This window comes from Pasteurella pantherarum (genome assembly GCF_049670885.1).
GTDB lineage: Bacteria > Pseudomonadota > Gammaproteobacteria > Enterobacterales > Pasteurellaceae > Pasteurella.
In genome coordinates, this window is the sequence record NZ_CP187173.1 from 917194 (window position 1) to 930520 (window position 13327).

A 13327-nucleotide genomic window follows, 5' to 3' on the forward strand; every position below is an offset into this window, starting at 1 on the left:
TAGATAGATCAATATTCATCATCCAATAACAAAAATTGGGTATTTTCCCCCACTTTCTGCCTATTTTTATTGATTTTTTAGCTTAAAATTTACTCAATTAAGTCATTTACGATATGTGCGTTGACAACCATACATATTAATGTTGAGAAAATTTTTATCTGCAAGAGGAATAACGCCAAGACAAGTAAAAACGAATCTATATAAGGAAAATCCGTACCTATTTTGCAGGTATTGCTTATTTTCGCCAAGACAAAACGGGGGTGAAAATAAGCAAAATTTCCATGTTAATTTTAGTGTTTTTGATACAAAAAATAGATTGATTCAACGAGGATAAATAATCTGTTTCTTAAAACACTGGTCTAACCAGTTATTTACTTTTTATTTACAAATAAGAAAATATTTTTTAACATTAAAAAGCCTTAACAAAAATGCAGAAATTTTGATTTCTATCACAGTATTTTTGTGTCAATCTTTTTACACTAAAACTCACTGTCATCAATTATTGGAGGCGTTATGTGGAAACATATTTCTCAAGTATTAGCAGATCAATTTGGTGCTTATTATTTTATTAAGCATAAAGAACCCATCCATAGCGGTGAAATGAATGATGCTTGGATGATTGATGATGGTGTCCAGCCTGTCTTCGTTAAGATCAACGATAAAAAATGCCGTTCTATGTTCCGTGCGGAAGCCGATCAACTCTCATTATTAGCGAAAACCAACACCATAAAGGTTCCCGCTGTTTATGGCGTCGGTTGCTCTGCTACTGAAAGTTTTCTTCTCCTTGAAGGTCTCAATTTGGATAAAAATAACAAGCCAGAACACATGGGCATTTTCGGTGAACAATTAGCACGTTTACACCAAATTCAAGGATCTGAGAATTATGGCTTGGATTTCGATACATGGCTAGGACCTGAATATCAACCGAATGAATGGAAAGCAAACTGGGCAAGCTTCTTCAGTGAGCAACGTATTGGCTGGCAGCTACAACTTTGTAAAGAAAAAGATGTCGATTTTGGCGATATTGATCAAATTGTCACTCAAGTGGCAACCTTATTGGCTAAACATAAGCCAAAACCCTCTTTGTTACACGGCAATTTATGGATAGAAAACTGTGCGACCGCCAATAACCAAATTGTAACTTACGATCCTGCCTGTTATTGGGGAGATCGAGAGTGCGATTTAGCCTTTACAGAGTTATTTGAACCTTTCCCAGCACAATTCTATGAAAATTATGACCGCACTTTTCCTCTTGATGAAGGATATGTAGAGAGAAAACCGATTTATCAATTGTATTATTTACTCAATTTCAGTCATCGTTTCCATCAACATTATGTGGAATTAACCAAAATGTTTATTGAAAAAATATTGATGCTTTAACTCAATTTAGACAAAAAAGCTTATTATGATCTGCTCCCCAAAAGTTGAACTAAACATTCAATTGATTAAGGTGCAGATTTTTTATGACCTGATATCACTCCCCAAACTCGCCCGACAATGAAAGCCCAATATCCCAAAATGCCACAGTACCCAAAACCAAAGAAGAACGTTTACGTTATCGAATAAAAAAGGACTCAGCCCTGTATAGTACAGAACTCAGTCCTTAAATTAGCCTGACTGTTGCAGTCAGATCATGAAAAGCTTTTTTACGATGCTTATGCTTTACTTATTTTCTGTAAAGTGGCGCAGGACCTGTTGTACCCGCTCCACCGTTTGTGCCTGTATCAAGCTGTTTTAATACCGTGCCTGATGCCGTAATTTCTACACGACGGTTAGGACGTAAACAATCTTTTAATTCTCTTCCCATTGGGAATTCATCACAGGCTTTGACTTGTTGTGCTTTACCATAACCCACTGCATGAATATTGGCATTCACGCCTTGTTCAATTAAACGTGCTTTAACACGGTTTGCACGACGTTGTGAAAGGTCTAAATTATATTTAGCTGACCCTAAACGATCTGTAAAGCCTGCCACTTTCACGTCTTTTGCACCAGAAGATTTCAACTGTGCGGCTACACTGTCAACCACTTCTTTCCCTTTAACAGTGAGGACATCTTTATCGAAATCAAACAAGAAGTCACCACTTAAGCTAAATGATGAATTGCCATTACAACCATTTGGATACCAGAAGAAGTTTTGTGCATTCATATTTTTGTCAAATAAGATTTTATATTGACAAATTTTATGTACACCATTTTCACGATAGTTAAAGGCGTAATCCCATTCACGTACACCATATAAGCCTTCTGCAAAATGTGGACGACCTAATAGGTTATAAAGTTGGTCTTTATTCATACCACGTTCAACCATACGAACATTGTCCCAGTTTGGCCATGACCCAAATTGGCTTCCATCGTGGTTAAACACAGCATCATCGATTTTCGGCCAAACTAAATTATCAGATGTACCTTCATCTGTAACTTTGCTTAAATTACCGCACGCCGCAAGTGTTGTTGCCGCAATTGCTGTTAATAATAAACGTGATAATTTCATATGTTCTACCTTCGTTACCTTTGTTGTCGAAATTTGTCATTCCGAAGAATCACAAGCTACACTTTAAGAGATTATTCTCATCTTATTTTTATACTTATTTTGGCTCGTCACCAAAATAAGTTTGACATCAGACTCTTTAAAATCAGAAGTTATATAGTAAAGGTGATTGGATTCAAAGTAAATCGCTAAATTCTGGCTTTTATCAAATTTCTTCGATCATTTAGTCAAGTTATGTAAAGATTCTCAAGCTAAAGTAATTGATGATTATTTCTTCTTAACCAGCGTAATAAAACACCATCTGCACTTTCTTCTGCTTGTTTTCCAATTTTTTGAATCAACGATTTTTTAATTTGATATTTGACGGAAAGCACTTTTTTGTCTTTCATGGCGGCTAAAATTAAATCATCACTGGTGCAAATATCATCAATTAATCTCAGTGATAATGCCTGCTGACCAAACCAATGTTCACCTGTTGCCACTTCGTTAATATCCACCTGTGGACGGTGTTGTTCGACAAATTGTTTAAATAAGCCGTGGGTTTCTTCGAGTTCTTGTTGGAACTTTTGTTTCCCTTTTTCGGTATTTTCGCCTAAAACAGTCATGGTACGTTTATATTCCCCTGCGGTCATCACCTCCACATCCACATCATGTTTTTTCAATAAACGGTGAATATTCGGAATTTGAGCTACCACGCCCACAGAGCCTAAAATCGCAAAAGGTGCAGCCACAATTCTATCTGCCACACAAGCCATCATATAACCGCCACTTGCTGCGACTTTATCTACTGCCACGGTTAATTTAATCCCATGTGATTTCAAACGAGCCAACTGTGAAGCTGCTAAACCATAACCATGTACGACACCACCAGGGCTTTCTAAACGTAATAACACTTCGTCTTCAGGTTTTGCCACGCCAATAATGGCACTAATCTCTTCACGTAATCCATTAGTTTCTGAAGCAGCAATATCTCCTTTAAAATTTAAAACATACAGATGAGGCTGGCGTTCATCCACCTTTTCACCTTTTTTACGTTTTTCTTTTTCTCTTTTTAACTTTTCTTTATTGGCTTTCTTTTCTGCTTTTTCGATGTCTTTCAAGGCATCATCACTTAAATGAAAATCCCGTAGCTTTTGTGTGTTTTCTTTGTATTCATCGGAAAGATCCGTAATCACTAACTCGCCTTGTAGCTTATGTTTTTGTTGTTTCATGGCAAAAATCATCGCCACAATCCCTGCTATCACTAATAAAATGGTTAAGACTTCTAAAATAAATACACCATAGCCAACCGCAATTTCAGACCACATATCTGTTTTTTCCTCTATAAATCAAATAAAAGGCTATGATAACCGATCTAATTGAAAGTGCAATTTTACACGCTATTTTTCACTTTTCGTAAATAGTCTTTTTCTTATTGAACAATTTATTTCCACAAAATAATTCATATAATGACCCCTCTTTGACGACATATGGCAAGGATTTATTAATGAAAAATGTGCTTCTGTTAAAATCCAGCATTTCAGGTAGTGCTTCGCAAAGTAACCAACTTTCGGATTACTTTATCGCCAATTTCCCGTATGAACACCTCATTGAGCGTGATCTTACAAAAGAGGGAATGCCACATTTTGACAGCATTGCTGCTAATGCGTTACGAGGCGAAGCGAAATCCGCAGAAGAACAGGCGATTTTATCCCATTCCAATACCTTAATTGAGGAATTGAAAAAGAGTGATATCGTGGTCATTAATGCGCCAGTGTATAACTTTATGATCCCAACACAATTAAAAAGCTATTTTGATTATATTGCTCGTCCTCGTGTAACCTTCCAATATACTGAGGCGGGTCCTGAAGGCTTAATTAAAGGAAAAAAAGCCGTTGTCATTTTGACGAGTGGTGGATTTCATCAAGGCACAGAAAGGGATTTAGTGTCAGCTTATCTTAAGATCATGCTAGGTTTTATTGGTATCACTGATGTAACCTTTATTTATGCAGAAGGTTTAGGAACAGGTGCTGAGGCTGTAATAAAAGCACAAAACAAAGCAAAAGCAGAAATTGATCAATTTATTGCCTTTGCCCATACATAATAAATTCAACGACTCAAGGAAGATTCTTTCAGAATGGACATTCACGGATTGAGCGATCACGGACATAGGTTCACGGATTGAACAATCAAGGATGAATCATAAGGATCAACGTTCAAGGATTGAAGTACTAGGACGTAACAATGAAGGATTGACATTCAAGGATTATCGATCAAGGACGAGAATTCAAGGATGAGACTTTAAGGATAAATTATCGAGGACGAATTATCGTCCTCTTTCTTTATTGGCACTTTTCTATTTATCACCTTTTCTTTTTATTCTTTCTACACAATTTCCACTCTTTTTAAACATCACAAAAAAGTACGCTTTTCACTTGACAGAAAATAAATGAACTAGTTTAATAGTGCAAATTCAATTTTGCGAGAATGGAAGAATGCAAACAACATTTATCAACACCAAACATACCCCTGTTGCTTATCATAAAGATCTGACGCAAGTTTTTGCGACATTATGCCACCAGCAACCCAACTGCCTTTTACTTGAATCAGCAGAAATTAGCAGTAAAAACAGCTTAAAAAGCTTGTTGCTGATGAATGCCTCGGTCAAAATCACCTGTCATCAACAATCTGTTCGTTTTTCTGCGTTAAATCCGAATGGACGACCTGTATTGGCTGCAATTAAAGCTGCGTTACAAACACAAGTTCATCTATTAGAAGATCAGGCAGATCTTCTCGAAATTCAGTTTCCGACACTTAACCCAAATCTTGATGAAGACACAAAATTACAGGCACTCACCGTATTTGATGGGCTTCGCAGTCTCACTACCCTCTATCAACACAGCCCTACGCCGATTTTTTTAGGGGGGCTTTTTGCCTATGATTTAGTGGCGAATTTTATTCCAACTGAAAATATAACACTGCAAGATGATGGTTTAACTTGCCCCGATTATTGTTTCTATTTAGCCGAACAGCTTTTGGTGATCGATCATCAATTACAACAAGCTGAACTACAAAGTTTTTGTTTTAACCCTGATTCTCAACAGCAGGTATTCCAACATGCAGTGGCTATTTCAACAAAATTACAACAAATTGACCCGCACTTTGCGTTCTCACCAACGGAACCTGTCTCAAATGAAGTGAAAGTGAATTTAGACGATGATCACTTCAAAGCCATTATTCAGCAGTTAAAACAGCATATTTATCAAGGTGATGTGTTTCAAATTGTGCCATCACGCCGTTTTTCATTAGCCTGTCCGCACAGTTTAGCCGCTTATCGACAACTCAAGCACAATAATCCAAGCCCTTATATGTTTTTTATGCAAGATGAGGAATTTACCTTATTCGGTGCATCACCTGAAAGTGCATTAAAATATAGCCAACACACACGCCAACTGGAAATTTACCCCATTGCAGGCTCAAGACCTCGCGGTTTTGATGAAAAAGGCAATATCGATCCCGAACTGGATGCTCGCTTAGAATTGGAACTCCGCTTAGACAAAAAAGAGCTAGCAGAACATTTAATGCTGGTGGATTTAGCTCGCAATGACGTCGCACGGGTGTGTGAAAGTGGCACACGACAAGTGGCGGATTTAATGCAAGTGGATCGTTATTCTCACATTATGCATTTAGTTTCTCGTGTCGTCGGCACATTACGCCCAGAGCTTGATGCCTTACATGCCTATCAAGCCTGTATGAATATGGGCACGCTCACAGGGGCACCCAAAATTAAAGCCATGCAACTGATTTATCAATTTGAACAACAAAAACGACATAGCTACGGCGGTGCGGTGGGTTATCTCTCTTCAAATGGTGATCTTGATACGTGCATTGTGATTCGTTCTGCCTTTGTTCAACAAGGCATTGCTTATGTTCAAGCTGGTTGTGGTGAAGTGTTAGATTCCGATCCTCAATTGGAAGCAGATGAAACACGACACAAAGCGAAAGCGGTGATTCACGCCATTATTCAAACCAATCAACAAGCCGCTTCTATTGCACAGTAAAGAGGATATTCTATGGCACAGATTTTATTTTTAGATAATTTTGATTCTTTTACATACAACCTTGTGGATCAATTTCGTCGTTTAGGGCATCAAGTCAGCATTTACCGCAATGATTGTGATCTTGATTTTTTAGAACACACCGCTTTAAACCAACCGAATACCATATTGGCACTTTCCCCCGGCCCTGGGAATCCGCAACAGGCAGGCAATATGTTGCCTTTAATTCAACGCTTGAAAGAAAAAGTGCCTATGATTGGTATTTGTTTAGGGCATCAAGCGATCATTGAAGCCTTTGGTGGCAAAGTGATTCATGCTGGGGAAGTGTTGCATGGCAAAGTGTCGCATATTCAACATGATGAGCAGGCTATGTTTGCCCAGCTTGCCAATCCCATGCCTGTGGCTCGTTATCATTCCTTGATGGGCAGCGACTTGCCTGATGAATTGATTGTTAATGCACACTATGGCGACATCATTATGGCGATTCGTCATCGTGATCTACCGATTTGTGCTTTTCAATTTCACCCAGAAAGCCTACTGACGGTGCAAGGCTCGCAATTATTAGCACAATCAATTGATTGGTTATTAACGCCAAAATCTTTTTAAAAACAGACCGCACTTTTGTCATTGTGATGATGAAACCACAACGTGAATGCCCCCCTCACAACCTTTTCACAATAGCATTCACGGTTAATCTTCAAAAAAGTGCGGTCGGTTTTCTTTCTCTTTTGCTCGTCTTACATGTTCTCATGTGATGACATGGGCTTTAAGTAGCCTGTTTTTCAATATAAAAAGAAAAAACAAGAAAGAATCCCCTTGACACAAAATAAATATACTAGTTTAATAGTGCAATATGCAGAACATAAGAAAGACATACCCCGAGGATGTATTATGCAAGTGGAACAATTGCTTCATCATTTATTTGAAAAACAATCACTTAATCAACAACAAAGCGAAATTCTCTTTACCGCCATTGTCCGTGGACAACTTTCCAATGAACAACTCACCGCAGCTTTGATTGCCTTAAAATTACGGGGCGAAACCGTAGAAGAAATCAGCGGTGCCGTCACTGCCCTACAAGCCGATGCCGAACCCTTCCCAAGTCCAGATTATCCTTTTGCGGATATTGTGGGCACAGGTGGCGATGGAGCCAATACCATTAATATTTCGACAGCCTCTGCCATTATTGGGGCAACTTGTGGACTGAAAATTGCCAAACATGGCAATCGTAGTGTTTCCAGTTTAACGGGGTCGAGCGATTTATTACGTCAATTAGGCGTGAATATTACTATGTCTGCACAAACTGCCCGTCAAGCATTAGATGAGATTGGTTTGTGCTTTTTATTTGCCCAACAATATCACCTTGGCTTTAAACATGCGGTGCCTGTTCGCCAAGCCTTGAAAACACGGACAATTTTCAATTTGCTTGGCCCACTCATTAATCCAGCCAGACCTAAACGCCAATTACTGGGGGTCTATTCACCCGATTTAATTCAGCCTTATGCAGAAACCGTGGCACGTTTACAGCATCAACATACCCTTATTGTGCATGGGGCGGGACTTGATGAAGTCGCCTTACATGGCAAAACAGAAATTGCAGAAGTACGGGAAGGAAAAATTGAGCGTTATACTCTCTCCCCTGCTGATTTTGGTTTACACACTCAATCCCTTGAGCATTTGAAAGGGGGCGAACCTGCGGACAACGCCAACATGATTCGAGCACTCTTGCAAGGGAAAGGACAAACAGCACATAATCATGCTGTGGCGATCAATACAGCGATGCTCATGAAATTATTTGGTCAAGACAATTTGGTACAAAATACCGCTTATGCTCTTGATGTGATTCACAGTGGACAGGGATTTGCCACACTTGAAAACCTCGCTTCATACTAATTTAGGATCTCGTATGCAACAAACAACCCCCACGATTTTACAAAAAATTGTACAAGATAAACGCCAATGGATCGCAGAGAAACAAAAGACACTGCCTATTACACAACTGCAACAACATTTAACTAAAAGCGACCGCACTTTTTACCAAGCCATTCAACAAGGGGGAAAACAACGCCCTGCTTATATTTTAGAATGTAAAAAAGCCTCGCCGTCAAAAGGATTAATTCGAGAAGACTTTCACATACAAGACATTGCTGAAGTCTATAAACACTATGCGTCTGTGATTTCTGTGCTAACCGATGAACAATATTTTCAAGGGGATTTTGCGTATCTTCAGCAAGTCCGTGAGATTGCCCCTCAACCTGTTTTGTGTAAAGACTTCATTGTGTCTGAATACCAAGTTTATTTAGCCCGTTATTATCATGCCGATGCAATTTTGCTCATGCTTTCTGTTATTGATGATGAGACATATCAACAGTTAGCCGATTTAGCACACCAATTAGGCATGGGCGTATTAACAGAAACGAGCAATGAAGCGGAATTTGAACGTGCATTAGCCTTAAATGCGAAAGTGATTGGGGTGAATAATCGCAATTTACATGATTTAAGTATTGATCTTAATCGAGTGGTAGAATTAAGCCGACACTATGCCGATCACATCCCCGATGATTGTAGAATCATCAGTGAATCGGGCATTTATCATCATCACCAGATTCAACAATTAAGCGAAGTTGCCGATGGTTTTTTAATTGGCAGCAGTTTAATGGGTGAAGCTGATTTAAATCATGCCGTTCGTGCCTTGATTTTTGGGGAAAATAAAGTGTGTGGTTTAACTCGCCAACAAGATGTACGCACTGCCTATCAACAAGGGGCGTTATATGGCGGTTTAATTTTTGCCGAACAATCCAAACGCTGCGTGAGTTTACGTCAAGCACAGGAACTTGTGACACAAGCCCCTTTGCGTTTTGTGGGAGTGTTTCAAAATCAGCCTATTGATTTTATTTGTAAAATAGCCAGTCAACTCGCTCTGCATGCCGTACAGTTACACGGTGCAGAAACCGATGCATTTATTGCCGAATTGCATCACCAATTGCCTGAAGATTGTCAAATTTGGCAAGCCATTTCCGTACATCATGCCCAAAAAAGTGCGGTAGATTTTACCGAAAATCCACTTATCGCCCGCTATATTTTTGACAGCAAAAGCGACAGCCAGCAAGGCGGCACAGGAAAATCCTTTGATTGGTCACTGATTCCAGAAAAATTTAAACATAAAATCTTATTGGCAGGTGGAATCAATCCCGATAATATCGAACAAGCCTTGGCACAACAATGTTTAGGTGTGGATTTAAATTCTGGCGTAGAACGTTGTGCAGGCGTGAAAGATGAGGAAAAACTGGCAACGATTTTCCAGTCTATTTTAACGCGAGGAAAACAAGACAAAAAACAGGAGTGAACATGAAAAAAATTGCATTGGTCACAGGTGCCACATCGGGATTTGGTACTGCCATTTGTCGAACCTTAATTCAACATGGTTATGCCGTGATAGGCACGGGGCGTCGTGCTGAAAGATTGGAAGCATTAGCACAATCATTTGGTGAGGCATTCTTCCCTCTGGCATTTGATTTATCCAAACGACAACAAATTGAAGAGGCATTACAACATTTACCTCCAGCATGGCAAGCTATTGATTTATTGGTCAATAATGCTGGTTTAGCATTGGGGCTCGATCCTGCTGATCAAGGGAATCTTGATGACTGGGAACAGATGATTGATACCAATATCAAAGGCTTAGTGGTGATAACCCGTTTAGTGTTACCCCAAATGGTGGCACGTAATCAGGGGCACATTATTAATATGGGGTCAATTGCAGGTACTTACCCTTATCCCGGTGGACATATTTATGGGGGAACCAAAGCCTTTGTTAAACAATTTAGTTTGAATCTACGGGCGGATCTGGCAGGGCGAGCCATTCGAGTTACCAATATTGAACCCGGTTTATGTGGTGGTACCGAGTTTTCCAATGTACGCTTTAAAGGCGATGATGAACGAGCAGCTAAAGTGTATGAAAATGTGCAGTTTATCACCCCTGAAGATATTGCCAATATTGTGTTATGGGCAAATCAGCAACCTCCACATGTCAATATTAATCGCATTGAAGTGATGCCTGTGGCACAAAGTAGTGCCCCGTTAAATGTGGCAAAAAATGGGCAATAACCCGTTTCAAAAATAGCCTAATCATCTTGCAAAAATAACGTAATCCTCTGGCATGGTTACGTTATTTTTCTTCATCAATCACAAAATCAAACCAATCAATCACATCATTTTCATGAATGCCATCTTGAATTTGAATATTCGCCGCTTTCACGGAATCCGCCGTTCCTGATATTAACGGATGCCAATCAAAAAGAGGTTTGTTTTCATAGAGTAAACGATAGGCACATGTGGCAGGGAGCCAGTGAAAATCGGGCAGGTTTTTTTTGGTCAGTTTGGTGCAATCAGGCTCAAATTTAAAACGCTGGCAATAATTGCTGCATTTCCCTGTTTCAAGATCTAATAAATTGCATGCAATGCGAGTATAGTAAAGCTTTTTGCGTTTACCTCGCCCTTCAATGAATTTTCGATAACAACATTTTCCGCAACCATCGCAAAGAGCTTCCCACTCGGCGTCATTCATCTCTAATAAGGTTTTATGTTTCCAAAATTCAGCGTCTATTTGCATTCAATTCTTCACTCAATTCAGCCCAAAAAATTAAGTGCGATATTCTACCGCACTTAATTTACAGATCAATCCGTTTCATGTGGATGATGGCGTTTTCTTCCCTTTTTGTTTGAAAAAGGTGATGACCCCTTCCCAGATCAGAATGAATATCGCTACCGCTAAATACAACGTGGAAGCAAAGGTGACATGCTTTACAGACCAATAATAATGAATTGCCCCGAATAGCAATGCATAATAGCCTAATTTTTGCACGTAAAACCAACATTTCCCCATGCGTTGTTTTAACGCAGGCAATGAACTTATTGCCATCGCAGTTAAGATAAAAAATGACAGGATCCCCATGATTAAATAATGGCGATGGGTGATTTCCTGTAAAAATAAATCCAGATCGCGACCTAATTCAAGAAAAAAATAGGCGGCAATATGCAAAATCACATAACTCCACGCCCATAAACCCAACGCCCTGCGTAAAATCTGTAAATGGGGTTGCTTAAGTAAATGGAAAACAATGCCAAGCAGAAACAAGATCAGCAAAATACTCATGGCAGTGAAGCCTAAAACGTGTTGGATTTCTTTAATGGGATCGGCACCCAGTTGGCTCTCATCCCCTGTGATTAACAGGTAAACGAGCCATAATAACGGCATGGCACATAGGCTGTGTGCCACGATTCTCAGATAACCTAACATTAGAAATATTCCCTTAAATTAAGTCCTTGATACAAATGAGCCACCTCTTTTTCGTAGCCATTAAACATGAGGGTCGGTTGTCGTTTCACGCTTAATAAACCGCCCGCACCAATAACTCGCTCACTGGCTTGCGACCAACGTGGATGATCCACCGTCGGGTTGACATTGGCATAAAATCCATATTCATGCGGTGCCGCCTGATGCCATGTGGTTCGTGGTTGTTCGGAGGTTAAGGTGATTTTGACAATGGATTTAATGTTTTTAAACCCGTATTTCCACGGTACCACTAAACGAATAGGGGCACCATTTTGTGGGGCGAGCGTTTTTCCATATAACCCAACAGATAATAATGTTAGGGGATGCATGGCTTCTTCTAAGGTTAAGCCTTCCACATAAGGATAAATCAAGCCACCGCCAAAAAAGCTGTTTTTCACGCCTGGCATAGTGTCGGGATCATAAAGCGTTTCAAATGCCACATATTTGGCGTGACTCGTCGGCTGGACTAAGGCTAACAGCTTGTTTAATTCAAAACCAATCCATGGAATCACCATTGACCATGCCTCCACACAACGGAAGCGGTAAATCCGCTCTTCTAAGGGAAGCTGTTGCATTAACTGGTGAACATCAAAGGTCATCGGTTTTTCCACTTCCCCCTCAATCCGCAATGTCCAAGGTTCCGTTTTCATGGCTGAGGCATATTTCGCCGGCATTTCTTTCGCCACGCCAAATTCATAGAAATTATTGTAGCCTATGACCTTATTTTCAGGCGTTAATGCCAAGGCTTGTGGGTTATTATCTTGCGTAAAAGATAAGGTTTTACGCCCATCATTCTCTTTTGCCAAAGCAATATTCGGGAAAAAGCTCGCCGCCCCCATCACCCCCATGGCTTGAATCCATTTTCGGCGTTCAAAGAAAATATGTTCTGGTGTAACATCATTTTCGGTTAATTTTTTCATCGTTCCCCCTTGTGAACTTTATCGTTCATCGTATTTTTCTAGATAATGTCTTGTCTTTCATTGCTAATTTTAGACGAGCGTTAATGTTATTGATTACAGAAAAAAGGAAGGCGAGGTGGCATTTGCAGAAAGTGCGGTCTATTTTCAAAAAGTTTTCCCTCAAGTTATGCTATGATAATGCCCATTTCGTCTCACCTATATGTAAAAGGAAACCCCATGACAGACATAAACCGACTTGATCCCGACAAAGCCATTGATATTGCCTATGATATTTTTCTCGAAATGGCACCAGAACACCTTGATCCTGCGGATATCATGTTATTTAACTTACAATTTGAAGATCGGGGTGCCGTCGAATTTGTTGAAACGGCAGAAGATTGGGAAATGGAAATTGGTGTATTAATTGATCCCGATGCCTTTGCGGAAGTGTGGATCGGGTTAGTTAATGAACAAGATGAAATGGATGATGTCTTTGCGAAATTTTTAATTTCTCACCGTGAAGAAGATCGTGAATTTCACGTTGTTTGGAAAAAGTGAATGAAAA

The 13327-nt window shown here is 39.6% G+C and carries 13 protein-coding genes; 8 read left to right on the forward strand and 5 right to left on the reverse strand.

Annotated elements, in window-relative coordinates:
* Nucleotides 1-513: 513 nt before the first annotated feature.
* Nucleotides 514-1380, forward strand: coding sequence for a fructosamine kinase family protein (locus ACPEEM_RS04320; protein WP_424405892.1), 867 nt, complete (start codon nucleotides 514-516; stop codon nucleotides 1378-1380).
* 286 nt (nucleotides 1381-1666) lie between these two features.
* Here the strand turns inward: ACPEEM_RS04320 and ACPEEM_RS04325 are convergent, their stop codons facing one another.
* Nucleotides 1667-2494: an OmpA family protein gene (locus ACPEEM_RS04325; protein ID WP_424403439.1), complete on the reverse strand. Its 828-nt coding sequence runs from the start codon at nucleotides 2492-2494 to the stop codon at nucleotides 1667-1669.
* Nucleotides 2495-2742: 248 nt separating this feature from the next.
* A complete protein-coding gene (sohB, locus tag ACPEEM_RS04330; protein ID WP_424403441.1) occupies nucleotides 2743-3798 on the reverse strand; it encodes a protease SohB in 1056 nt (351 codons plus the stop codon).
* Between the two features lie 179 nt (nucleotides 3799-3977).
* Between sohB and ACPEEM_RS04335 the strand changes: the two genes are divergently transcribed.
* From ACPEEM_RS04335 to ACPEEM_RS04360, 6 genes are all read left to right on the forward strand, one after another.
* Nucleotides 3978-4574 (forward strand): FMN-dependent NADH-azoreductase, encoded by a 597-nt coding sequence (locus tag ACPEEM_RS04335; RefSeq protein WP_424403443.1) that lies wholly within the window; start codon nucleotides 3978-3980, stop codon nucleotides 4572-4574.
* A gap of 391 nt (nucleotides 4575-4965) precedes the next feature.
* Entirely contained in the window at nucleotides 4966-6531 is a 1566-nt protein-coding gene (locus ACPEEM_RS04340) for an anthranilate synthase component 1 (protein WP_424407901.1), read from the forward strand.
* 12 nt (nucleotides 6532-6543) lie between these two features.
* Nucleotides 6544-7134 (forward strand): aminodeoxychorismate/anthranilate synthase component II, encoded by a 591-nt coding sequence (locus ACPEEM_RS04345; RefSeq protein WP_424403446.1) that lies wholly within the window; start codon nucleotides 6544-6546, stop codon nucleotides 7132-7134.
* Between the two features lie 285 nt (nucleotides 7135-7419).
* Complete coding sequence (gene trpD, locus ACPEEM_RS04350; RefSeq protein WP_424407903.1) at nucleotides 7420-8421, forward strand: anthranilate phosphoribosyltransferase; 1002 nt, start codon at nucleotides 7420-7422, stop codon at nucleotides 8419-8421.
* Nucleotides 8422-8434: 13 nt separating this feature from the next.
* Complete coding sequence (trpCF, locus tag ACPEEM_RS04355) at nucleotides 8435-9874, forward strand: bifunctional indole-3-glycerol-phosphate synthase TrpC/phosphoribosylanthranilate isomerase TrpF (RefSeq protein ID WP_424407905.1); 1440 nt, start codon at nucleotides 8435-8437, stop codon at nucleotides 9872-9874.
* 2 nt (nucleotides 9875-9876) lie between these two features.
* Complete coding sequence (locus ACPEEM_RS04360) at nucleotides 9877-10635, forward strand: SDR family oxidoreductase (RefSeq protein WP_424403452.1); 759 nt, start codon at nucleotides 9877-9879, stop codon at nucleotides 10633-10635.
* Between the two features lie 61 nt (nucleotides 10636-10696).
* On the opposite strand, the gene ACPEEM_RS04365 is transcribed toward ACPEEM_RS04360, so the two are convergent.
* From ACPEEM_RS04365 to msrP, 3 genes are all read right to left on the reverse strand, one after another.
* Entirely contained in the window at nucleotides 10697-11140 is a 444-nt protein-coding gene (locus tag ACPEEM_RS04365) for a YcgN family cysteine cluster protein (protein WP_424403454.1), read from the reverse strand.
* 75 nt (nucleotides 11141-11215) lie between these two features.
* Nucleotides 11216-11827, reverse strand: coding sequence for a protein-methionine-sulfoxide reductase heme-binding subunit MsrQ (locus ACPEEM_RS04370; RefSeq protein WP_424407907.1), 612 nt, complete (start codon nucleotides 11825-11827; stop codon nucleotides 11216-11218).
* Nucleotides 11827-12783 carry a protein-methionine-sulfoxide reductase catalytic subunit MsrP gene (msrP, locus tag ACPEEM_RS04375; RefSeq protein WP_424407909.1) on the reverse strand — a complete coding sequence of 319 codons (957 nt, stop codon included), beginning with the start codon at nucleotides 12781-12783 and terminating at the stop codon, nucleotides 11827-11829. The genes ACPEEM_RS04370 and msrP overlap by 1 nt, the downstream gene beginning before the upstream one ends.
* Before the next feature lie 216 nt (nucleotides 12784-12999).
* On the opposite strand from msrP, the gene ACPEEM_RS04380 reads away from it, so the two are divergent.
* Nucleotides 13000-13320, forward strand: coding sequence for an HI1450 family dsDNA-mimic protein (locus ACPEEM_RS04380; protein WP_424405897.1), 321 nt, complete (start codon nucleotides 13000-13002; stop codon nucleotides 13318-13320).
* Nucleotides 13321-13327 lie beyond the last annotated feature (7 nt).